The sequence below is a fragment of the Hydrogenophaga sedimenti genome, from assembly GCF_051857515.1.
Classification (GTDB): domain Bacteria; phylum Pseudomonadota; class Gammaproteobacteria; order Burkholderiales; family Burkholderiaceae_C; genus Hydrogenophaga.
Window position 1 is genome coordinate 123,118 of the sequence record NZ_JBPZHA010000009.1, and the last position, 20,017, is coordinate 143,134.

The following is a 20,017-nucleotide window of genomic DNA, read 5'->3' on the forward strand; positions in this document are numbered from 1 at the left end:
GGGGTGACCCCCAAAAAGAAAACCCCGTCTGCGCCATGCAGACGGGGTTTTTCTGTTGGGTCGGCCGGCGCTCAGCCCAGCGACTTCAGCCGCATCTGGTTGGGCAGCGGCACCGAGCGGCGCAGCACGTCCTCGGCCAGCCAGAGCGCGGCGCGCTTGCCGCGCTCGGCCACCATCGGCAGCGGCATCTGCTGGTAGTCGTCGTTGAAGACCTCGAAGCTGTAGTCGCCCGCATAGCCCAGCTTGTCCAGCCGCAGCACCAGGTCGACGATCTGCTCGCTGTGCACGCCTTCGCCGGGGAAGACGCGGAAGGTGCGCGCGGTCGCCATGCGCTCCTCGAAGGTCTTGGTCTCCTGCCACATGAAGTCGGACAGCTGCACCAGGAAGATCTTGCTCGGGTCGAGGTAGTCGATCTCGTCCAGCGCGGTCTTGGCGGCGAAGATGTGGAACGAGTCGAGACCGATGCCCAGGTTGGGACAGTCGGCTCGGCAGACCACGTCCCACGAGGCCGTGAACTCGTTGACCGTGCGGCCCCAGGACAGGCCTTCGTAGGCGATCTTGATGCCCAGCGGCAACGCCAGCATGGCCAGCTTGCGCAGGTCGCGCGCGATGTGGTCCAGGTCCTGGGTCGCGTGGGCCGAGGTCGACGAACAGGCCAGCAGCACCTTGCAGTCCAGCGCAGCGCACATCTCGAGCATCGCCTTGGCGATGTCGATCTTGTAGCTGTGCAGGTGGCCCGAGAGACCTTCGAAATCGCGCAGCACCTGAAAACCCGTGCCGCGCAGGCCGCTGGCCTTGACCGCAGCGACGCCCGCGTCGATGCCGCCCGGGTGGCCGTTGATGTCGTTGGCCTTGAGCATGACCTGCGAGAAACCGGCGGCCTTCATGGCGGCGAGCTTGGCTTCGAGCGGACCGGCGAGCGTGATGGTGTCCATGCCGAAACCGGCAATGGCTTCGACGATGGCGGCTTGAGACGGTTTCATGGGCTCAGCCTCCGGTGCGCTGTTCGCTGTGCACCAGCTCGAACACCACCGAGCCCAGGTAGGTCTTGGTGATCGCGCCGCGCTGCTCGGTGTGGGCGGCCTCGGTCTCGACGAACTCCACGCCCAGCGCACGCAGCGCCTTCACGGCCGCCAGCACGTCGGGCACGCCCAGGCCGATGCGCTGCAGCTTCTCGTCGGCGTCGTGCACGTTCACCGGCGGCTCGACCAGCTGCAGCATGAAGCGCTTGGCCGGGTCCAGCGCCGGGGTGCGCAGCAGCGTGCCCTTGGGCATGATGCCGAAGCGCTGGTCGTCGGGGATCAGCTCGGTGCCGAACAGCTCGTCGTAGAAGGCGATCCAGTCGTTGCTGCGCTCGGGGCCGATGTACTGCACGATGCCGAAGAAGTGGATGCCGGCGGTCGGGACCGGACGCTGCTCGACGGTGGGGATCGGCACGAAGTCCACGTCGTAGATCGAGAACTCCTTGTAGCGGTCGACGAAGTAGATGCGGCTGCCACCGGCGCCGTGGATGGCCGGGATGTTCAGCTCCATCACCTCGGCGTGGGTCGGCACCGACCAGGCGCCGCGCTCGAGCACGTAGTGGTAGGCCGCGCGGGCATCGCGCACGCGCAGCGCCATCGCGGAAATCGATGGCACGTCGCTGCCGTGGCTGGCGCCCTGCGCATCGCTGGGGTGCGCGTTGACCACGATGTTGAGTTCGCCCTGGCGGTACAGCAGGACTTCGCGCGACCGGTGGCGCGCCACCGGCCTGAAGCCCATCATCTCCAGCACCTGGCCCAGGGCCTGGGGCTTGGTGGTCGCGTATTCGATGAACTCGATGCCGTCCAGACCCAGCGGGTTGGCGGCGTCGCTGAACGAGGCTTGCAGGGGCTCGCGGCCGGCGGCGGGGTTGATCAGCAGATCACTCATGTTCCAGTCTCCATCAGGTGCCGCGCGCAGCCCCGCCGCGCGCCGGTGTTGGTGCAAGCCACCACTGTAGGCGCCGGCACGCCATGCGCCGGCCGACCGGGTGGCCGATTCGTTCGATAATCGAACGCCACCCCACGTTGATCGCACGATATCAGGGTTTTCATGACACAGAACCTGACCGCCTGGAACACACCGCCGCTGGAGAAACGCGACTGGATCGCCGGCCTCGAAAAAGGCCTGGCGGTGATCGAAGCCTTCGACGACCAGCACCCGCGCCTGACCGCCAGCCAGGCCGGCACGCGTTGCGGCCTCACCCGCACCGCCGCGCGCCGCTACCTGCTGACGCTGGCGCACCTGGGGTATGTGGGCACCGACGGCAAGCTGTTCTGGCTGACGCCGCGCATCCTGCGGCTGGGCCACGCCTACCTCGAATCGGCGCGGCTGCCCCGGCTGGTGCAGCCCTTCCTGCAGCGCATCGCCGGCGGCACGCAGGAGGTCGCGTACCTCGGCGTGCTCGACGGCGGCGAGACGGTCTACATCGCGCGCAGCGGCGCGCACCGCCACATGAACACCGGCTACATGCTGGGCTCGCGCGTGCAGGCGCAGGTGACCGCGGCCGGCATGGCGATCCTGGCGAGCATGGGCGAGGCCGCGGCCGACGAGTGGCTGGCGGCACGCACGCTGGGCACCTACACGCCCTTCACGCTGTCGAGCAAGGAGGCGCTGCGTGGCGAACTGGCGCGCGTGCGGCGCCAGGGCTGGGCGCTGTCGGAGCAGCAGATGGAGCTGAACTTCCGCGGCATCTCGGTGCCGCTGCTGGACCGCAACAACCTGGTGCACGGCGCGATCAGCATCACCATGCCGATCAACCAGGAAACCAGCGAAGACGCCGTCAAACGCGTGCTGCCGGTGCTGCAGGAAGCGGCGCGCGGCCTGCGCAACCTGCTCTGAAACCGCTGTCCGGAACCGCACGATGTTTTTTGCCATTCCCCTGGCCAACAAGCCCACCTGGCAGTCGCCACCCTGGATGACGGTGCTGCTGATCGTCGCCAACATGCTCATCTACTGGGGCTGGCAGGCCTCGGAAGACCAGAAGGTCGAGCGCAACGCCGAACGTTACGCGGCCAGCGGCCTGGCCGCGATCGAGGTACCACGCTACATCGAACACCTCCGGCACAAGGCCTCGCCCGACCCGCGCAACAAGGAGCACGCCGAGGCGATCGAAAAACACTGGGCGAACAAGGACGAGGAGCAGCTGGCCGAACAGCTCTATGTGGACATGTGGCACGAGCAGACCTTCCGCCAGGCCCTGCTGGCCGGCCAGGTGATCCCAACGACCGATCCGCAGTACGGACAATGGCGCAGCCTGCGGGCACAGGTCACACCCTACGAGCCGCAGCCCTTCACCTGGCGCTGGGCCCTGCATTTCGACCAGGGCATCTCCGCCCCTTCCGTGAACTGGCTCACCGCGACCTTCCTGCACGGCAGCACCGAACACCTGCTGGGCAACATGGTGTTCCTGTTCCTGTTCGGCTTCACGCTGGAGATGGCGCTGGGCTCGGGCACCTACCTGCTGATGTACCTGCTCAGCGGCATCGGCGCCTCGGCGGTGTCCCTCTGGTCACACGCCGGTGCGCCCGGGATGGGGCTGGGCGCCTCGGGCGCGATCTCGGGCCTGATGGCGATGTACGTGGTGATGTACCGGCTGCGGCGGATCAACTTCTTCTATCTGCTGCTGTTCTATTTCAACTACGCGCGCTGGCCCGCGCTGGTGATGCTGCCGGTGTACATGGGGCATGAGGCGCTGCAGCAGTGGCTGGGCGGCGAGGGGGTGGACTACATGGCGCACCTGGGCGGCCTGACCTGCGGTGCGCTGCTGATGGCGATGCTGATGGCCGTGAAGAAGTTCGAGGCGCCGTCGAACCTGGCGCCGGCCGAGGCCGCTCCCGCGAGCGAAGACGAGACCGCCGCGCAGGCCGCGATCGACCGCGCGCAGGCGCTGACCGACGAGCTGAACTTCGCCGCCGCCAGCCAGGCCTGGCACCGCGCCGCCCGCCTGCGGCCACGCGACGAGGCGGTGCTGGCCTCGTGGTTCGAGGTGGCGAAACACTTCCCGGCCAGCGACGAGTTCCACGCCGCGGCCAAGGGCCTGCTGACCCTGCCCGCCGCCGACTCGGCAGCACGGCGGCGCCAGCACACCCGCTACCACGAGTACCTGAAGCTGGCCCAGCCCGGCGCGCGCCTGAGCGGTGGCACCCTGGTCCATCTCACCACCGCGTTCGTGAAGCTGCAGGCCTGGGACGATGCGCAGCACCTCGCGCGGGTGCTGCACCGCAGTTCGCCGGTGCATCCGCAATGGCCGGCGACGCTGACCCTGCTGGTGAACCAGCTGGTGCACCACAAGCAGTTTGAAGCGGCCATGGGCTGGCTGCCCGCGCTCATGAAGCACGCGCCCGAGGACCCGGTCACCCGGATGCTGGCGCGGCGCGATCCACCCGCAACACCCTGAGCAACCGCGGCGCCGGGGCGTTTCAGGCGGCGGGACGGGCCGCCACCGGCACCGCGGTCCCGGTGTGTTCGCGCAGCAGCCAGGCCGCCTCCTGCGTGCTGGGGTGCTGCGGGAAATGCTTGACCATGGCGCGGTAGACCGCCAGCGCCTGCTCGGTGCGGCCCATGCCCTGGTGCAGCACGCGGGCGATCAGCTCGTAGGCCTTGGGCACAGCCGGGTCGCGCGGGTAGCGCTTGTCGAAACCCTTGAGCAGCGCCAGCGCCTGCTTGTGGTCCATGCCCTTCCAGGCCAGCTGCGCCAGCGTGAGCGTCAGCTCGGCCGACTCCAGCGACAGCTCGGGACACTTGGCCAGCGTGGCCTCGTGGACCTGCAGCGCTTCCTGGCCCTTCTGCTCCTTCATCAGGCTCTGGATCACCTTCTGCGTGAACCAGGCCAGCGTGTCCTTCTTGTCGGTCAGCAGCAGCACACGGTGGTAGCGGCGCTGGTCAGGCAGCGACTCGGGGTTGGTGCGTTGCCAGTCGTAGGCCAGCTCGTGGGCCTCATTGAGGTTGCCCTCCTTGATCAGCGCGGCCACCTGCGCATCGCGTTCGCGCACCACCGGGTCGACCACCGGACCGGAGCGGCGTGCGCCCTGCCCGGCCGCCATCAGCTCGTTCGACGGGTCCTGCACCAGGTCGATGTCCAGGTTCTCGTGGTTCTGGAACATCACGTAGCCGATCATGCTGGCGGTGACCCACGAAAAATACACCGCCACAAAGGTCATCACCGGAGCGATCAGGCCCTTGGGCGCCAGCGGCAGCAGCAGCCCCCAGGCCACCGGCATGCCGGTGCTGAGCAGCAGCATGAACACGCACAGCAGCAGGTAGGGCATGCCCACCGCCGCCACCGCCCGCATCAGTTCCGCCGGGTTGATCGCGCTGCGCAGGCTGGTGGTCTGGATCAGCACCATCAGCGTGGCGGGCACCAGCAGCGACGAGATCAGCCGGCCGATGTCCCCCAGCCCCTCGCTGGCCGACATCAGCAGGGAAATGACGAAGCCGTGCACCAGCAGCACGCCCATGAACTTCCAGGGCAGGTTGGTCCAGGCCGGATCGCTGCGCGCGCTGTCGTAGTCCGTGCTGTCGAGCATGCCCATCGAGGCCATCGCCGCGACCTTGAAGCTGTACCGGGCGGTGGCCAGCAGGATGCCGATGACCGCAAAAAAGCCGATCAGCGGCGAGACCATCACGGTCAGCGAACACAGCGACAGGAACACCGCGTACATCAGCGGCCGTACCTGGAACGGGAACAGGAAGAAGGCGTTGAGCCGGTGCCAGAACGGCGGAATCTTCGGGGTGGAGCGGGGGTCGCGGGTTCGTGGGGCGGAGTTGGTGGATTGGTTGTGCGGACTCATGGCGTGTGTGACAGCAGATACATCGGGTAACAAAGCCATTGTGCCCGCGGCCCGCTCCCTAGCCCGACCGGTGGTCCAGTTGCCGCAACCGCACAGCGCACAGGCTGGCCACGGCGGCCAGCCCCCCGGCCAGCCAGAACACCGCCGACAGGCCCAGCGCCGAGGACAGCACACCGCCGCCCAGACCACCCAGCACACCCGGCAACCCATAGCCGATCACGGTGTAGAGCGCCTGGCCGCGACCACGCAGGCGGCCCGGAAAGTGGTGCGAGAGCAGCGCGATGCAGACCGTGTGGTGGGCGGCGAAGGTGATCGCGTGCAGGGTCTGCGCCGCCAGCAGCAGCGGCCACACCGTCGGCAGGCCCGCCGTGACGCCCATGCGCAACACCATCAGCACCGAGGCCAGCACCAGCCAGCCCGTCAGGCTCAGCTTGGGCAGCCAGCGCCCCTGGGTGAAGAACCAGCCGATCTCGATCAGCACCGACACCGCCCAGAGCAGACCGATCAGGGTCTTGCTGTAGCCCAGGCTGTCGAGATAGAGCGAGAAGAAGACGTAGATGAAGATGTGCGAGAGCACGTGGAAAAACACCGCCGCGAAGAACCAGCGCACCGCCGGTTGCTTCAGCAGCGGCCAGACCGCCGGGTGGTCGTCGTCGCGGTGGGCCGCTTCCTTGAAGTCGGGCAGCCGCCAGACACTCACCACCACCGCGATCAGCGTGACCAGGGTCCAGGCCGGAAAGTGCCCCATGCCGAAGCGCTCGAACCACCAGCCGGCCACCACCACCGTCACCAGAAAACCCAGCGAGCCCCAGAGCCGCACGCGGCCATAACGCTTCGCATCGAAGGCACCACCCTGGCTCACCAGATGGGCCAGCGCGGCCTCGCTCATGGGCATCATGGCGCTGGTGTGGGTGAACATCAGCAGCAACACCACGAACAAGGCCACCGGGCCGAGCGGGAACCACAGCGCGAGCGAGAAGATGAGCGCCGCGGTGGCGCCATAACGCAGCAGCTTGACGCGCTCGCCGGTGCGGTCCGAGAGCGTGCCCCAGGCGTAGGGTGCGAACAGGCGCGTGGCCGACTGCACGGAGGTCAGCACGCTGATCGCGAACAGCCCGAACCCCAGGTCCTTCAGCCAGAGCGGCAGGTAGGGATTGAAGAAGCCGATGTGCGCGAAGTAGCTGGCCGAAAGCGCCGCGAAAGGCAGGAGCTGTTTTTTTTGCTTAGGCACGCGAGGCCGCAGCGATGTCCGGGGTGTCCACGTGCACATCGCCGCACTGCGCGCGGTGGCGCAGCGCGTGGTCCATCACCACCAGGGCCAGCAGCGCTTCCATGATGGGCGCGGCGCGGATGCCGACGCAGGGGTCGTGGCGGCCCTTGGTGATGACTTCCGTGGGCGCACCCGCCACATCGATGGAATCGCGCGGCACCAGGATCGAGCTGGTGGGCTTGATGGCGATGGACACGTCCAGGTCCTGCCCGGTGCTGATGCCGCCGAGCACGCCACCCGCCTTGTTGCCGACGAAGCCGCCCGGCGTGAGCGAATCACCGTGGGTGCTGCCCTTGTCGGCCACCGAGGCGAAACCGGCACCGATCTCGACGCCCTTGACCGCGTTCAGACCCATCATCGCGTAGGCGATGTCGGCGTCCAGCTTGTCGTACAGCGGCTGGCCCAGGCCGACCGGCATGTTCTGCGCCACCACGCGCAGGCGCGCGCCGCACGAATCGCCGCTCTTGCGCAACTCGTTCATGTAGGCCTCCAGCGCCGAGACGTCGGCCATCGGGGCGAAGAACGGGTTGTTCGGCACATGGTCCCAGCTCTCGAAGCCGATCGGCAGCTCGCCGATCTGCGTCATGCAGGCGTGGAAGGTGGTGCCGAACTTTTCCTTGAGCCACTTCCTGGCCACCGCGCCGGCCGCCACCGTGGGCGCGGTCAGGCGGGCCGAGCTGCGGCCGCCGCCGCGCGGGTCGCGCACGCCGTACTTCTGCCAGTAGGCGTAGTCGGCATGGCCGGGGCGGAAGGTCTGCAGGATGTTGCCGTAGTCCTTGCTGCGCTGGTCGGTGTTGCGGATCAGCAGGGCAATCGGCGTGCCGGTGGTCTGGCCCTCGTACACGCCGCTCAGGATCTCGACCGCATCGGGCTCGTTGCGCTGGGTCACGAACTTGCTGGTGCCGGGCCGGCGGCGGTCCAGGTCGTGCTGGATGTCGGCTTCGGTCAGCGACATGCCGGGCGGGCAGCCGTCGATCACGCAGCCGATGGCCGGGCCGTGGGATTCACCGAAGTTGGTGACGCAAAACAGGGTGCCGAAGGTGTTGCCGCTCATGGATGGGGATTATCCCCGAGCCCACCGGACGGATTGGCGCACTTTGTGCAACGCACCAATCACCCCCCATCCGGCGGCGATTTCGCCGCCCCCAACCCAAAGGAGCGCACCATGCTGGACAAAACAGGCACCCTTTTCTCCCATGTCAAACCCGGCGAAACCGAGTTTGTGCGCGGTGGCTTGCGCGACTTCTTCCTCTACCGCGACCTGGGCATCGCCGCAGCCACCCACGGCAAGGTGATCGCGCACCTGGTCAAGGCCAACCTGCCGCCGGACGGCGGCACCGGCTGGCACATCCACGTGGCCGACTTCCAGATCGTGATCATGACCAAGGGCTGGGCCAAGTTCATGTACGAAGACCAGGTCACCCTGGTCCAGGCCGGCGACGTGGTGCACCAGCGCCCCGGCATCCGCCACTACCTGTTCGACTACTCGCCCGACATGGAGTACCTGGAAATCGTCGGCCCGGCCGACTTCCAGTCGCTGCCGGTGGACCCGGTCTGCGAGATCCCGGCCCCGACGCCCTGGAACGAACCCTGAGTCAGAACTCCGCGTCGAGCTCGTCGATCTCGTCGGGCTCGGCTTCGGCGGCTGCGACCCACTCTTTCATGGCCGGCAAGGCCATGACGGTGTCGCAGTAGGCGACACATGGCAGATCCAGCGGCACGTCGTAGGTGATGAAACGCGTGACCACCGGCGCGAACATCGCATCGGCGATGCAGGGCTTTTCGCCGAACAGGTAAGGCCCGCCATAGGTGTCCAGGCATTCGTTCCAGATCGCCTCGATGCGCTCGATGTCGGCCTGCGCGCGCGACCACACTTTGAAGGCCGGGAAGTGGGCCTTGATGTTCATCGGCAGCGAACTGCGCAGGGCCGAAAAGCCCGAGTGCATCTCGCCGCAGATTGCCCTGCAGTGCGCGCGCGCCTTGCGGTCCGCGGGCAGCAGTCCCGCCTTGGGCTTGATCTCGTTGAGGTATTCACCGATGGCCAGCGTGTCCCACACATGCACGCCGTCGTGGTCCAGCGAGGGCACGCGCATCGAAGCCGACAGCAGCAGCATCTCGGCCTTCATCGCCGGGTCGTCGGGCGAGATCACGTGCTCGTCGAAGTCGAGCTTCGCAAGCTTGCACATGAGCCAGCCGCGCAAGGCCCAGGCACCGTAGTTCTTGCTGCTGATCGTGAGTACCGCTCTGGCCATGGCTTGCTCCTCTGGAGGCAGTGCAAAGAGCAATCCCTGTGCCACCTTTGTGCGCGGTCTGCGCACCGCCCCGGTGCGGTATCCGCTGGTCCGTTCCTTGCAACTCAGGGCTGCATCCCACAGGAAAGACCGACATGCTGTACCAGGCCTACCAACTTCAGTCCGACCTGACCTCTCCAATGCGGCTCTTCGCCCAGCACCTGAGCGCATCGCTGTGGCTGGAGAAAACCGAACGCACGGTGGTGCGCAAGGTGGCCGCCGCCTGTGACGTGATTTCGCGCCTGCGGCTGACGCATTCGCGCCCGCCCTACAACATCCACTCGGTGACGATCGGCGAACAGGAAGTGCCCGTGGTCGAAGAAGAGGTGCTCCAACTGCCGTTCGGCACCCTGCTGCGCTTTCGCAAGACCGGTGCCGACCTGCCCGAGCAGCCCAAGGTGCTGCTGGCGGCGCCGCTGTCGGGCCACTTCGCGACCCTGCTGCGCGAGACCGCGCGCACCCTGCTGCAAGACCACGAGGTCTACATCACCGACTGGCACAACGCCCGCGACGTCTCGCTGGTCCACGGCGGCTTCAGCCTCGACGACTACATCGGCTACCTGATCCGCTTCACCGAAGCCGTGGGTCCGGGCTCGCACATGGTCGCGGTGTGCCAGCCCTGCGTCGCCGCACTGGCCGCGACGGCCCTCATGGCCGAGGACGACCACCCGGCCCAGCCGCGCAGCCTCACGCTGATGGCCGGCCCGGTGGACTGCCGCGTCAACCCGACCGAGGTCAACAAGCTCGCGACCAGCAAACCCATCGCCTGGTTCGAGAAAAACCTGATCAGCCACGTGCCGCTGCCGCACGCGGGCTTCATGCGCCGCGTCTACCCCGGTTTCGTGCAGCTCAGCGCCTTCATGAGCATGAACCCGGAGCGCCACCAGCAGTCGTTCCGCAACATCTACGACCACCTGGAGCACGGCCGGGTCGAGGAAGCCGCGGCGATCCAGAACTTCTACGAGGAATACCTGGCGGTCAACGACCTGCCGGCCGAGTTCTACCTGGAGACGGTGGAGAAGGTGTTCCAGACCTACGACCTGCCGCGCGGCGTGCTGGGCTATCGGGGCCGCACCGTGAATCCGGCCGCCATCCGGCGCACCGCGCTGATGACGGTCGAGGGCGAACGCGACGACATCTGCTCGGTCGGCCAGACCGTGGCCGCGCAGGACCTGTGCACCAGCGTGCGCCCCTACCTGAAGACGCACCACATCCAGACCGGCGTCGGCCACTACGGCGTGTTCAGCGGCCGCAAGTGGAACCAGCAGATCTATCCACGGGTGCGCGACCACATCCACAGCACGCTGTAACCCCCCGCGCCGCGCTGCGCGCGTCACCCCGCGAAAACCATCCTTCCAAGCAAAACGCCCCGCATGCGGGGCGTTTTTCATTCGGTGACGGCCAATCAGGGGAAGTTCGGCTCGCTCTTGCCTTCGGATTCGTCTTCGGGCCAGTCGCGGATGTAGGCCTTGAGCATCTTGTTCTCGAAATTCTGCGCATCGACCACGGCCTTGGCCACGTCGTAGAAACTGATCACGCCCATGAGCATGCGGTTTTCGATCACCGGCATGTAGCGCGCGTGGCGGTCGAGCATCATGCGGCGGACTTCGTCCATCTCGGTCGCCATGGTGCAGGTCAGCGGACCCGGGTCCATCGCGCGGTAGACGGTGGTGCCGCCCAGGGCGCCGCCGTTCTTGACCAGGGCGTTGATGACTTCGCGGAAAGTGAGCATGCCCACCACCAGACCATTGGACATCACGACGAGGGAACCGATGTCCTTTTCGTCCATGAGCTTGATGGCATCGGCCAGGCTGTCCTCGGGGGTGACGGTGTACAGGGCATTGCCCTTGACGCGCAGGATGTCGCTGACCTTCATGGCACTTCTCCTCAGGATGGATGCTGTCGCCCGCTGCGCAGGCGTGGGAACGAATATAGCCCACAATCTGCGCGAACAACACACCGGGTTCGCCCGGACGCCACTTCGGAGACACACGCATGCCCGGATATTCCGACCCCGGCTTCGACACCCTGGCCCTGCACGCCGGCGCCGCCCCCGACCCGACCACCGGCGCCCGCGCCGTGCCGATCCACCTGACGACCTCGTTCGTCTTCGAGTCGAGCGACCATGCCGCCGCGCTGTTCAACCTCGAACGTGCCGGCCACGTCTACAGCCGCATCAGCAACCCGACCAATGCGGTGTTCGAACAGCGCATGGCGGCGCTCGAAGGCGGCATCGGCGCGATTTCGGTCGCCAGCGGCCAGGCCGCGCTGCACCTCTCGATCGCCACGCTCATGGGCGCCGGGTCGCACATCGTGGCGTCGACGGCGCTCTACGGCGGCAGCCAGAACCTGCTGCACTACACGCTGCGCCGCTTCGGCATCGAGACCACCTTCGTCAAGCCCGGCGACATCGACGGCTGGCGTGCCGCCGTGCGGCCCAACACCAAGCTGTTCTTCGGCGAAACCGTGGGCAACCCGGGGCTGGACGTGCTGGACATGCCGACCGTGGCACAGATCGCGCACGAGGCGAAGGTGCCGCTGCTGGTCGACTCCACCCTGACCACGCCCTACCTGGTCAAGCCCTTCGAGCACGGCGCCGATCTCGTGTACCACTCGGCCACCAAGTTCCTCAGCGGCCACGGCACGGTGATCGGCGGCGTGGTGGTGGACAGCGGCAGCTTCGACTGGGACGCCTCCGGCCAGTTTCCCGAGCTGACCGAGCCCTACGACGGCTTCCACGGCATGACCTTCAGCGAGGAGAGCACCGTCGGCGCCTTCCTGCTGCGCGCGCGCCGCGAAGGGTTGCGCGACTTCGGCGCCTGCCTGAGCCCGCACAGCGCCTGGCTGATCCTGCAGGGGCTGGAGACGCTGCCGCTGCGCATGGAACGCCACATGAGCAATACCGAGAAGATCGTGCAGTTCCTCGCCAGCCATCCGCTGGTGGGTCGCGTCGGCCACCCGCTGCTCGAGTCGCACCCCAGCCACGCGCTGGCCAACAAGCTGCTGCGCCACGGTGCCAAAGGCGCGGGTTCGGTGTTCAGCTTCGACATCCGGGGCAGCCGCGAACAGGGCAAGGCCTTCATCGAAGCGCTGAAGATTTTCAGCCACCTGGCCAACGTGGGCGACTGCCGCTCGCTGGTGATCCACCCCGCCTCGACCACCCACTTCCGCATGAGCGACGAGGCCCTGGCGGGTGCCGGCATCGGGCCGGGGACGATCCGGCTGTCCATCGGGCTGGAAGACCCCGACGACCTGATCGACGACCTGAAGCGCGCCCTGAAGGCCGCAGAAAAGGCAGGGGCCTGACCATGTACCTGCAAGTCAACGGCGCCAGCACCTACTGCTATACCGGCGGCAAGGCCTTCGATCCCGCCAAGCCCACCGTGGTCTTCATCCACGGCGTGCTGCACGACCACAGCGTCTGGATCCTGCAGAGCCGCTACCTCGCCAACCATGGCTGGAACGTGCTGGCGGTGGACCTGCCAGGCCACTGCAAGAGCGGCGGCGAGGCGCCGTCCACGGTCGAAGAAGCGGCCGATTTCATCGCGGCCCTGCTCGACGCTGCCGGTGTGCCGCGGGCCGCGCTGGTCGGGCACAGCTGGGGCTCGCTGATCGCGATGGAAGCCGCGGCCCGCCTGAAGGACCGCGTGAGCCACGCGGTGCTGGTCGGCACCGCGTTTCCGATGAAGGTCTCACCGGCCCTGATCGACGCGGCGCTCAACGAGCCGGAAAAGGGCATGCAGATGATCAACGTGTTCAGCCGCAGCACCCTGGCCGCGCCGCCCTCGGCGCTGGGGCCTGGCACCTGGGTGTTCGGCAGCAGCCTGGCCCTCAACCGCCGCGTGCTGCGCAGCAACCCCAAGGTCAACGTGTTCCACCGTGGCTTCGTGGCCTGCGACCGTTATGCGGGCGGCGAGGCGGCCATGGCCGCCCTCACCTGCCCGGTGCTGTTCCTGCTCGGCGGCCAGGACCAGATGACCCAGCCCAGGGCCGCGCAAGGCCTGATCAAGGCGGCTCAGGCAGCGAACCAGACCGTGCAGGTGGTCACGCTGCCGGTCGGTCATCACCAGATGACCGAAACCCCGGACCTGACCCTGTTCGCAATCCGCGACTTCCTCAGGCGCTGAAACCAGCTGGGGGCCGGCTCGACCAGCGGGGTCAGCAGGAATTCGCTGTACAGATCGGACCGGGTGCCGGCCGGCTCGGCGTCGGCGCCGACCACCACCCAGTCCTGCAGCAGGTCGACCACCGAGCCCGGGCCGAGAAACAGGTCCTGCGCCACGTTGGGTTGCGTCAGCCAGACCCGGCCACTGAGCACGCGCAGACGCATGCCGTGGCTGGCGTTGATCACGCGGGTCTGCTGGGGCCACAGGCGGGTGGGTGAGGGCTTGGTGGTGTGCATGGCGAACCTTTCGTGCGGACCAATGAAGACAGTGGCTCCACTGTCGGGATTTCCCCGCCCGCGCAACAGACACACAGCGGCACCAGATCGGCCGTTCAACGGCACACAGGTGCCCATCTGTGTGCCCGGTTTGGTGACCATCTGTACTGGTCCGCCCACCCCTTTCGGCCAGACGGCCAGACAGGGCTCGGTTAGCATGGGGATGCCATGTCCGCGCTGCCCACCACGCCCACGCTGCGCCCGGTGCCTCCGGCCCCGCCGCCCTCCGAGACCGACCTGCCGCTGTACCAGCAGATCGCCCAGGCGCTGGTACAGCTGATCCACGGCGGCACCCTCAAGGCCGGGCAGCGCCTGCCCTCGGTGCGCGAGACGGCGCTGACCCACGGCGTCTCGATCTCCACCGCCATGCAGGCCTACCGCCAGCTCGAAGAGCAGGGCCTGGCACAGGCACGGCCCAAGGCCGGCTACTTCGTGCGGCGTCCGCAGCGCATCGCCCAGCCCGGCCTGAGCGCGCCGCCGCAGCGCAGCTTCCTGGTCGAACACCAGACCCGCTCCGAGAGTTTCGCCATGCTGCACCAGCCGGGCGACCGCGCCAGCTTCGGCGGCTTCTCGCCGCAGCAGAGCGCGCTGTTCGACGAAGAGCGGTTGCGGGTGGCCATCGGCCGCGCCTCGCGTGTGCACCGGCACAGCCTGACCGAATACAACAAGGCCGACGCCGGCCGCCCGGCCCTGCGCCAGGCGGTGGCGCGGCGCGCGCTGCACCTGGGCTGCGCACTCGACGCGGCCGACATCGTCATCACCGCCAGCTGCACCCAGGCGGTGAGCCTGTGCCTGCGCGCAGTCACCCAGCCCGGCGACGTGGTCGCGCTGGAGTCGCCAACCTTCTTCGGTTACCTCGACCTGATCGAATCGCTGGGCCTGCGGGTGCTGGAGATCCCCACGCATCCCGCCACCGGCCTCTCGCTGCCGGCGCTCGAACTGGCGCTGGACACGCAACCGGTCAAGGCGGTGCTGGCGGCGCCCACGCTCTCCAACCCGCTGGGCTCGGTGATGCCGCTGGCGGCCAAGCAGAAGCTGGTGAAGCTGCTGGCACAGCGCAACGTGCCACTGATCGAAGACGTGGTGTTCAACGACCTGCTGGCCGGCGACGAGCGCCGCAAGGCCGCCAAGTCCTTCGACACCGGCGGCCACGTGATGGTCTGCGGCTCGTTCGCCAAGACGCTCACGCCGGGCATCCGTCTGGGCTGGGTCGAGGCCGGGCGCTGGCGCGACAACGTGGCGTCCAACAAACGCCTGCAGGGCGCGGCCACGCCGGTCGTGCTCGAAGAAGCCCTGGCCGACCTGCTGACCCAGGGCAGCTACGAAGCCCACCTGCGGCGCCTGACGACCTACATGAACCAGCGCCGCAACGAGGCGCGGCGCCTGATCGCACACCACTTCCCCGCCGGCACCCGCGTGAGCAACCCGCCCTCGGGCGACACGCTCTGGGTCGAGCTGGAACCGGGTTTTTCGGCCATGGAACTGTTCCGCCGCTGTGTCGCCGAGGGCATCACCTTCGGCCTGGGCGAGTTCTTCACCGCCACCGACCGCTACCGGCATTGCCTGCGGCTGAATTTCTCCGGGCCCTGGAACACGGTGCACATGCAGGCATTGGCGCGCATCGGCGAGATCGCCCGCGAGATCCTGCAGGAAAACCCTGAGCGGAAACGGGCGTAGGCCCCACGCTCCGCCGCCACAATGGTTCGGCCATGATCGAACCATCCCTGATCACCCCACCGATGAGCGCCGAGCGCGCGCGCGAGATCGCCGCCCGCTTCGACCTGCGCGCCCTGCCTGCCGACTTCCTCGCGAACCCGTTTCCGGTCTACGCCGCGCTGCGCGAGACCGATCCGGTGCGGCGCATGCCCGACGGATCGGTCTTCCTCACGCGCCACGCCGACCTGATGGCGGTGTACCGCGATGCGGCGGTGTTCAGTTCGGACAAACACGTCGAGTTCGCGCCCAAGTACGGCGTGGACTCGCCGCTCTATGAGCACCACACGACCAGCCTGGTGTTCAACGACCCGCCGCTGCACACGCGGGTGCGCAAGCTGATCATGGGCGCCCTCACCCGCCGCGCCATCGCCGACATGGAGCCCGGCCTGATCGCGCTGGTCGACCACCTGCTGGACCGCCTCGAGGCGCAGGGCGGCGGTGACCTGATCGAAGACTTCGCCTCGGCGATTCCGGTCGAGATCATCGGCAACCTGCTGGGCGTGCCGCACGCCGAGCGCGGACCGCTGCGCCACTGGTCGCTGGCCATCCTGGGTGCACTCGAACCGGTGCCGACGCCCGAACAGCATGCGCTGGGCAACCGCAGCGTGACCGAGATGCTGGACTACTTGCGCGGCCTGGTCGCCGAGCGGCGCCAGGCACCCGGCGACCCGGAGCGCGACGTGCTCACGCGCCTGATCCAGGGCGAAGCCGGCGGCGACCGCCTCAGCGAGGTCGAGCTGCTGCAGAACTGCATCTTCCTGCTCAACGCGGGCCACGAGACCACCACCAACCTGATCGGCAACGGCCTGATCCTGATGCAGGAGTTCCCCGCCGCGCGCGCACAGCTGCTGGCCGACCTGCGCACTGCCGGAGATGCGGCGGCCAAAGAAGCGGTGCTCACGCTCGCGGTCGACGAGTGCCTGCGCTTCGAGTCGTCCAACCAGCTGGGCAACCGGCGCGCGCTGTCGCCGTCGCGGGTCGGCGGTGTGGCGCTGGACGAAGGCACGCTGGTCACGCTGGGCATCGGCGCGGCCAACCGCGACCCGGCGGTGTACGAGAACCCGGAGACCCTGAACCTGCGCCGGGAGGGGAACAAACACCTGGCCTTCGGCTTCGGCATCCACCAGTGTGCCGGCCTGAGCCTGGCGCGGCTGGAGGGCCGCATCGCCATCGGCCGTTTCCTGGACCGCTTCCCTCGCTTTGAACTCAGCGCGGCGCCGGTGCGCGGCGGCCGTGCGCGCTTCCGCGGTTTCCTGTCGGCACCGTTCCGGAGCGCCTGATCAGGGCACCGAAGGCACGGCCAACACCTGGCCGACCGTCTTGTCCCGAAGGCCCGTGACCGACCAGAACGCCGCCGTGCTCGGCGAGTCGGGCAGCAGCAGGCGCTGCGCCAGCGGCGCGACCGGCATGTGCGCCGGGTCCTGCAGCAGCACATAACGCTCATCCGCTTCGTCCAGCCGTCCCAGCCAGTCCAGTGCCACCATCGCGCCGATCGGGTCTTCGAGGTGCAGCGGATCGACCCGCAGGGTCTGCGCCAGCGCCTCCAGGCTCAGGCCGCGCGCCGGTGTTTCGCGCACCGCCTGCAACTGCGCCAGCGACTCCAGCGCCAGCTGGAAGCGCCAGCCGGGGTAGTTGCCGCGGCGCGCGATGCCCGAGAGCAGGCTGGGCAGGTAGGCCGCCACCACCGCACCCAGCAGCACGATCACCCAGGCCACGTAGAACCAGACCAGCAGGATCGGCACCGTCGCGAACGTGCCGTAGACCAGCGAATAGGTCGGCACCTTGCCCAGGTACCAGGCCAGCACGCCCTTGGCGACTTCCAGCGCGCCGGCGGTGAACAGCCCGCCGACCAGGGCGTGGGCCCAGCGCACCTGGGTGTTGGGCACAAAGCGGTAGAGCGCGGCCATGCCGGCGGTCATCAGCGCGAACTGCAGCGAGTCCAGCAGCAGCTTCACCGTGCCCGAGCGCACCACCCCGTCGGCGCCCGAGAGCGCGTACGAAGTACCGGCCAGGCTGGCCGCCAGCAGCAGCGGCCCCAGCGTGAGCACGGCCCAGTAGACCAGGATGCGCTGCGTCAGCGGCCGCGCGGTGCGCACGCGCCAGATGTCGTTGAGCTTGCGGTCGATGGTCAATATCAGTGCCAGCGCTGTTCCCAGCAGGAACAGCGCCCCCACCCAGCCCATCTGCCCCGCCTTGGCGGCGAACTGGTTGAGATAGGCCAGCACCTGCTTGGCGATGTTCTCGGGCACCAGGCTCTCGATCAGCCAGCGCTGCAGCGTCGCCTGCAGGCGGGCGAACATCGGGAAGGCGCTGAAGATCGCCAGCGCCACCGTGAACAGCGGCACCAGCGAGATCGTGGTGGTGAAAGTCAGGCTCGACGCGGTCACGCCCAGCCGGTCTTCGCGGAAGCGCTCGCGCAGCGTCAGCGCCGTGTTGCGCCAGGGAAAGCGCAGCAGGTCTTGCCACAGGGCGGCCAGCAGGGTCTGTGCGCGGTCCAGGCGCTCGGAAAAAGTCATCCCGGTATCATGCCACCCGCCCCATGACCCATCCTTTCGCCCCCCCATCCTCCCCGCTTCCCGCGATCGCCCGCAGCCGCGCGCTGGCCGTCGGCAGCCTGCTGGCCCTGATCGCGCTGTGCCTGGCCTGGGAGCTGTGGCTGGCCCCGCTGCGACCGGGAGGCTCCTGGCTGGCGCTCAAGGTGCTGCCGCTGACCATCCCGCTGGCCGGACTGCTCAAGCACCGCATGTACACCTACCGCTGGCTCAGCCTGATGGTCTGGCTCTACGCGGCCGAAGGCGCGGTGCGCATGACCAGCGACACCAGCAGCCTCTCGGCATGGCTGGCCGGGCTGGAGCTGCTGCTGTGCATCGTGCTGTTCGTGGCCTGCACCTGGCACATCCGCACCCGCCTGCGCGCCGCCGGCAAGGAAGCGATTGCAGCCGACGCCGCGCAGCGCGCCGCCGAGGCCGGCTATGCCGCCGACCCGGTCCCTCCCGCGAAGACCCGATGAACACCCTGATCACCACCCTGCGCGGCATCGTGGGCGACGCCCAGGTGCTGACCCACGACGACCCCGCGACCGACCTGTCGGCCTGGGAACAGGACTGGCGCAAGCGCGCCACCGGCCGGGCCCTCGCGGTGGTCCGCCCCGGCAGCACCGCCGAGGTGGCGGCCGTGGTCCAGGCCTGCGTGGCCGCAGGCGTGTCCATCGTGCCCCAGGGCGGCAACACCGGCCTGGTGGTCGGCTCCGTGCCGGACGACTCGGGCACGCAGGTGGTGCTCAGCCTGACGCGCATGAACACCGTGCGTGCCATCGACGGCGACAACCTGACCCTCACGGTCGACGCCGGCTGCGTGTTGCAGGCGGTGCAGGAGGCGGCCGAACGCGCCGGCTACCTGTTCCCGCTCTCGCTGGCGGCCGAAGGCAGCTGCACCATCGGCGGCAACCTCGCGACCAACGCCGGCGGCACGCAGGTCGTGCGCTACGGCAATGCGCGCGAGCTGTGCCTGGGCCTGGAAGTCGTGACGGCGCAGGGCGAGGTCTGGCACGGCCTCTCCGGCCTGCGCAAGGACAACACCGGCTACGACCTGCGCGACCTGTTCGTCGGCAGCGAAGGCACGCTGGGCATCATCACCGCCGCGACCATGAAGCTCTACCCGCTGCCGGCCGCGCAGCTCACGGCCTGGGCCGCGGTGTCGTCGCTGGACGCGGCCGTGCAGCTGCTGGGCCTGGCGCACCGGCACCTGGGCGCGGGCCTGACCGGCTTCGAGGTCATGGGCCAGTTCGCGCTCTCGCTGGTGGACAAACACTTTCCGCAGCAGCGCGTGCCGCTGTGGTCCGAGCACCCGTATTGCGTCCTGCTCGAAAACAGCGACAGCGAGTCGGAGGCGCACGCGCGCAGCCAGTTCGAAGGTCTGCTCGAAACCGCGTTCGAACAGGGCGTGGTGCAGGACGCCGTGGTGGCCGAGAGCCTGCAGCAGGCGCATGCGCTGTGGCACATCCGCGAGAGCATTCCGCTGGCGCAGGCCGAGGAAGGCCTGAACATCAAGCACGACATCAGCATCCCGGTCTCGAAGATCCCGGCCTTCTGCGCCGAGACCGACGCGCTGCTGGCGCGCGAGGTGCCGGGCGTGCGCCTGGTCAATTTCGGGCACCTGGGCGACGGCAACCTGCACTACAACGTGCAGGCGCCCGAAGGCAGCGACGCCGGGGCTTTCCTGCGTGACATGGAAGCGCGGATCAACCACCTGGTGTTCGACCAGGTCCGGCGCTTCGACGGCTCGATCAGCGCCGAACACGGCGTCGGCAGCCTCAAGGTCGACAAGCTGCCGGTCTACAAGGACCCGGTGGCGCTGGCGCTGATGCGGTCGATCAAGCGCGCGCTCGATCCCCGAAACCTGATGAACCCGGGGAGAGTGCTCCCCCCCGCGCCGCCTTCGGCGTCACTCCCCTGAGGGGGACGATGCCAGTGGCCCGGCAAAGCCG

General features: G+C 68.3%; 19 protein-coding genes. 10 read left to right on the forward strand and 9 right to left on the reverse strand.

Annotated features, from left to right (window positions below):
• Positions 1-71 precede the first annotated feature (71 nt).
• Positions 72-983 carry a sugar phosphate isomerase/epimerase family protein gene (locus ACS5NL_RS15645; protein WP_439354849.1) on the reverse strand — a complete coding sequence of 304 codons (912 nt, stop codon included), beginning with the start codon at positions 981-983 and terminating at the stop codon, positions 72-74.
• Positions 984-987: 4 nt separating this feature from the next.
• Positions 988-1,911: a 4-hydroxyphenylpyruvate dioxygenase gene (locus tag ACS5NL_RS15650; protein WP_439354850.1), complete on the reverse strand. Its 924-nt coding sequence runs from the start codon at positions 1,909-1,911 to the stop codon at positions 988-990.
• Between the two features lie 162 nt (positions 1,912-2,073).
• Here ACS5NL_RS15650 and ACS5NL_RS15655 point away from each other — a divergent pair, with 162 nt between their 5' ends.
• Both ACS5NL_RS15655 and ACS5NL_RS15660 read left to right on the forward strand, forming a co-directional pair.
• Positions 2,074-2,862, forward strand: a complete 789-nt coding sequence (locus ACS5NL_RS15655; protein ID WP_439354851.1) for an IclR family transcriptional regulator domain-containing protein — start codon at positions 2,074-2,076, stop codon at positions 2,860-2,862.
• A 22-nt stretch (positions 2,863-2,884) separates the two neighbouring features.
• A complete protein-coding gene (locus ACS5NL_RS15660) occupies positions 2,885-4,420 on the forward strand; it encodes a rhomboid family intramembrane serine protease (protein ID WP_439354852.1) in 1,536 nt (511 codons plus the stop codon).
• Between the two features lie 22 nt (positions 4,421-4,442).
• Here the strand turns inward: ACS5NL_RS15660 and ACS5NL_RS15665 are convergent, their stop codons facing one another.
• Genes ACS5NL_RS15665 through aroC form a run of 3 tightly spaced genes read right to left on the reverse strand, consistent with a single transcriptional unit; the run spans position 4,443 to position 8,137 of the window.
• Positions 4,443-5,813, reverse strand: coding sequence for a tetratricopeptide repeat protein (locus tag ACS5NL_RS15665; protein ID WP_439354853.1), 1,371 nt, complete (start codon positions 5,811-5,813; stop codon positions 4,443-4,445).
• A gap of 58 nt (positions 5,814-5,871) precedes the next feature.
• Positions 5,872-7,083, reverse strand: a complete 1,212-nt coding sequence (locus ACS5NL_RS15670; protein ID WP_439354854.1) for an MFS transporter — start codon at positions 7,081-7,083, stop codon at positions 5,872-5,874.
• Positions 7,037-8,137: a chorismate synthase gene (aroC, locus tag ACS5NL_RS15675; protein ID WP_439354855.1), complete on the reverse strand. Its 1,101-nt coding sequence runs from the start codon at positions 8,135-8,137 to the stop codon at positions 7,037-7,039. Before aroC ends, ACS5NL_RS15670 begins: the two co-directional genes overlap by 47 nt.
• A gap of 111 nt (positions 8,138-8,248) precedes the next feature.
• Between aroC and ACS5NL_RS15680 the strand changes: the two genes are divergently transcribed.
• Entirely contained in the window at positions 8,249-8,677 is a 429-nt protein-coding gene (locus ACS5NL_RS15680; RefSeq protein ID WP_439354856.1) for a cupin domain-containing protein, read from the forward strand.
• Position 8,678: 1 nt separating this feature from the next.
• On the opposite strand, the gene ACS5NL_RS15685 is transcribed toward ACS5NL_RS15680, so the two are convergent.
• Positions 8,679-9,335: a glutathione S-transferase gene (locus tag ACS5NL_RS15685; RefSeq protein WP_439354857.1), complete on the reverse strand. Its 657-nt coding sequence runs from the start codon at positions 9,333-9,335 to the stop codon at positions 8,679-8,681.
• A gap of 134 nt (positions 9,336-9,469) precedes the next feature.
• Here ACS5NL_RS15685 and ACS5NL_RS15690 point away from each other — a divergent pair, with 134 nt between their 5' ends.
• Positions 9,470-10,684, forward strand: coding sequence for a polyhydroxyalkanoate depolymerase (locus tag ACS5NL_RS15690; RefSeq protein ID WP_439354858.1), 1,215 nt, complete (start codon positions 9,470-9,472; stop codon positions 10,682-10,684).
• Positions 10,685-10,779: 95 nt separating this feature from the next.
• Here the strand turns inward: ACS5NL_RS15690 and ACS5NL_RS15695 are convergent, their stop codons facing one another.
• Positions 10,780-11,250: a CBS domain-containing protein gene (locus tag ACS5NL_RS15695; protein ID WP_439354859.1), complete on the reverse strand. Its 471-nt coding sequence runs from the start codon at positions 11,248-11,250 to the stop codon at positions 10,780-10,782.
• A 119-nt stretch (positions 11,251-11,369) separates the two neighbouring features.
• Between ACS5NL_RS15695 and ACS5NL_RS15700 the strand changes: the two genes are divergently transcribed.
• Together ACS5NL_RS15700 and ACS5NL_RS15705 are read left to right on the forward strand one after the other, a co-directional pair.
• Positions 11,370-12,680, forward strand: coding sequence for an O-acetylhomoserine aminocarboxypropyltransferase (locus ACS5NL_RS15700; protein ID WP_439354860.1), 1,311 nt, complete (start codon positions 11,370-11,372; stop codon positions 12,678-12,680).
• Positions 12,681-12,682: 2 nt separating this feature from the next.
• Complete coding sequence (locus tag ACS5NL_RS15705) at positions 12,683-13,501, forward strand: alpha/beta fold hydrolase (protein WP_439354861.1); 819 nt, start codon at positions 12,683-12,685, stop codon at positions 13,499-13,501.
• Here the strand turns inward: ACS5NL_RS15705 and ACS5NL_RS15710 are convergent.
• Positions 13,438-13,776 carry a DUF2917 domain-containing protein gene (locus ACS5NL_RS15710; protein ID WP_439354862.1) on the reverse strand — a complete coding sequence of 113 codons (339 nt, stop codon included), beginning with the start codon at positions 13,774-13,776 and terminating at the stop codon, positions 13,438-13,440. The two genes, ACS5NL_RS15705 and ACS5NL_RS15710, sit on opposite strands and share 64 nt — an antisense overlap.
• A 207-nt stretch (positions 13,777-13,983) precedes the next feature.
• Between ACS5NL_RS15710 and ACS5NL_RS15715 the strand changes: the two genes are divergently transcribed.
• Positions 13,984-15,492 carry an aminotransferase-like domain-containing protein gene (locus ACS5NL_RS15715; protein ID WP_439354863.1) on the forward strand — a complete coding sequence of 503 codons (1,509 nt, stop codon included), beginning with the start codon at positions 13,984-13,986 and terminating at the stop codon, positions 15,490-15,492.
• 32 nt (positions 15,493-15,524) lie between these two features.
• Positions 15,525-16,811 (forward strand): cytochrome P450, encoded by a 1,287-nt coding sequence (locus tag ACS5NL_RS15720; protein WP_439354864.1) that lies wholly within the window; start codon positions 15,525-15,527, stop codon positions 16,809-16,811.
• Here the strand turns inward: ACS5NL_RS15720 and ACS5NL_RS15725 are convergent, their stop codons facing one another.
• The gene (locus ACS5NL_RS15725) at positions 16,812-18,047 is read right to left on the reverse strand and encodes a YihY family inner membrane protein (protein WP_439354865.1); all 1,236 of its coding nucleotides are present in this window, start codon (positions 18,045-18,047) and stop codon (positions 16,812-16,814) included.
• Positions 18,048-18,070: 23 nt separating this feature from the next.
• Between ACS5NL_RS15725 and ACS5NL_RS15730 the strand changes: the two genes are divergently transcribed.
• Together ACS5NL_RS15730 and ACS5NL_RS15735 are read left to right on the forward strand one after the other, a co-directional pair.
• On the forward strand, positions 18,071-18,541 hold the full coding sequence (locus tag ACS5NL_RS15730) for a DUF2069 domain-containing protein (protein WP_439354866.1): 471 nt from the start codon (positions 18,071-18,073) through the stop codon (positions 18,539-18,541).
• Complete coding sequence (locus ACS5NL_RS15735) at positions 18,538-19,986, forward strand: FAD-binding oxidoreductase (RefSeq protein WP_439354867.1); 1,449 nt, start codon at positions 18,538-18,540, stop codon at positions 19,984-19,986. The genes ACS5NL_RS15730 and ACS5NL_RS15735 overlap by 4 nt, the downstream gene beginning before the upstream one ends.
• Positions 19,987-20,017: the final 31 nt, after the last annotated feature.

Excerpts from the sequence above, each read along its gene's own strand:
- ACS5NL_RS15645 (WP_439354849.1), bottom strand. The coding sequence starts at position 983 with ATGAAACCGTCTCAAGCCGCCATCGTCGAAGCCATTGCCGGTTTCGGC.
- ACS5NL_RS15650 (WP_439354850.1), bottom strand. The coding sequence starts at position 1,911 with ATGAGTGATCTGCTGATCAACCCCGCCGCCGGCCGCGAGCCCCTGCAA.
- ACS5NL_RS15655 (WP_439354851.1), top strand. The coding sequence starts at position 2,074 with ATGACACAGAACCTGACCGCCTGGAACACACCGCCGCTGGAGAAACGC.
- ACS5NL_RS15660 (WP_439354852.1), top strand. The coding sequence starts at position 2,885 with ATGTTTTTTGCCATTCCCCTGGCCAACAAGCCCACCTGGCAGTCGCCA.
- ACS5NL_RS15665 (WP_439354853.1), bottom strand. The coding sequence starts at position 5,813 with ATGAGTCCGCACAACCAATCCACCAACTCCGCCCCACGAACCCGCGAC.
- ACS5NL_RS15670 (WP_439354854.1), bottom strand. The coding sequence starts at position 7,083 with ATGTGCACGTGGACACCCCGGACATCGCTGCGGCCTCGCGTGCCTAAG.
- aroC (WP_439354855.1), bottom strand. The coding sequence starts at position 8,137 with ATGAGCGGCAACACCTTCGGCACCCTGTTTTGCGTCACCAACTTCGGT.
- ACS5NL_RS15680 (WP_439354856.1), top strand. The coding sequence starts at position 8,249 with ATGCTGGACAAAACAGGCACCCTTTTCTCCCATGTCAAACCCGGCGAA.
- ACS5NL_RS15685 (WP_439354857.1), bottom strand. The coding sequence starts at position 9,335 with ATGGCCAGAGCGGTACTCACGATCAGCAGCAAGAACTACGGTGCCTGG.
- ACS5NL_RS15690 (WP_439354858.1), top strand. The coding sequence starts at position 9,470 with ATGCTGTACCAGGCCTACCAACTTCAGTCCGACCTGACCTCTCCAATG.
- ACS5NL_RS15695 (WP_439354859.1), bottom strand. The coding sequence starts at position 11,250 with ATGAAGGTCAGCGACATCCTGCGCGTCAAGGGCAATGCCCTGTACACC.
- ACS5NL_RS15700 (WP_439354860.1), top strand. The coding sequence starts at position 11,370 with ATGCCCGGATATTCCGACCCCGGCTTCGACACCCTGGCCCTGCACGCC.
- ACS5NL_RS15705 (WP_439354861.1), top strand. The coding sequence starts at position 12,683 with ATGTACCTGCAAGTCAACGGCGCCAGCACCTACTGCTATACCGGCGGC.
- ACS5NL_RS15710 (WP_439354862.1), bottom strand. The coding sequence starts at position 13,776 with ATGCACACCACCAAGCCCTCACCCACCCGCCTGTGGCCCCAGCAGACC.
- ACS5NL_RS15715 (WP_439354863.1), top strand. The coding sequence starts at position 13,984 with ATGTCCGCGCTGCCCACCACGCCCACGCTGCGCCCGGTGCCTCCGGCC.
- ACS5NL_RS15720 (WP_439354864.1), top strand. The coding sequence starts at position 15,525 with ATGATCGAACCATCCCTGATCACCCCACCGATGAGCGCCGAGCGCGCG.
- ACS5NL_RS15725 (WP_439354865.1), bottom strand. The coding sequence starts at position 18,047 with ATGACTTTTTCCGAGCGCCTGGACCGCGCACAGACCCTGCTGGCCGCC.
- ACS5NL_RS15730 (WP_439354866.1), top strand. The coding sequence starts at position 18,071 with ATGACCCATCCTTTCGCCCCCCCATCCTCCCCGCTTCCCGCGATCGCC.
- ACS5NL_RS15735 (WP_439354867.1), top strand. The coding sequence starts at position 18,538 with ATGAACACCCTGATCACCACCCTGCGCGGCATCGTGGGCGACGCCCAG.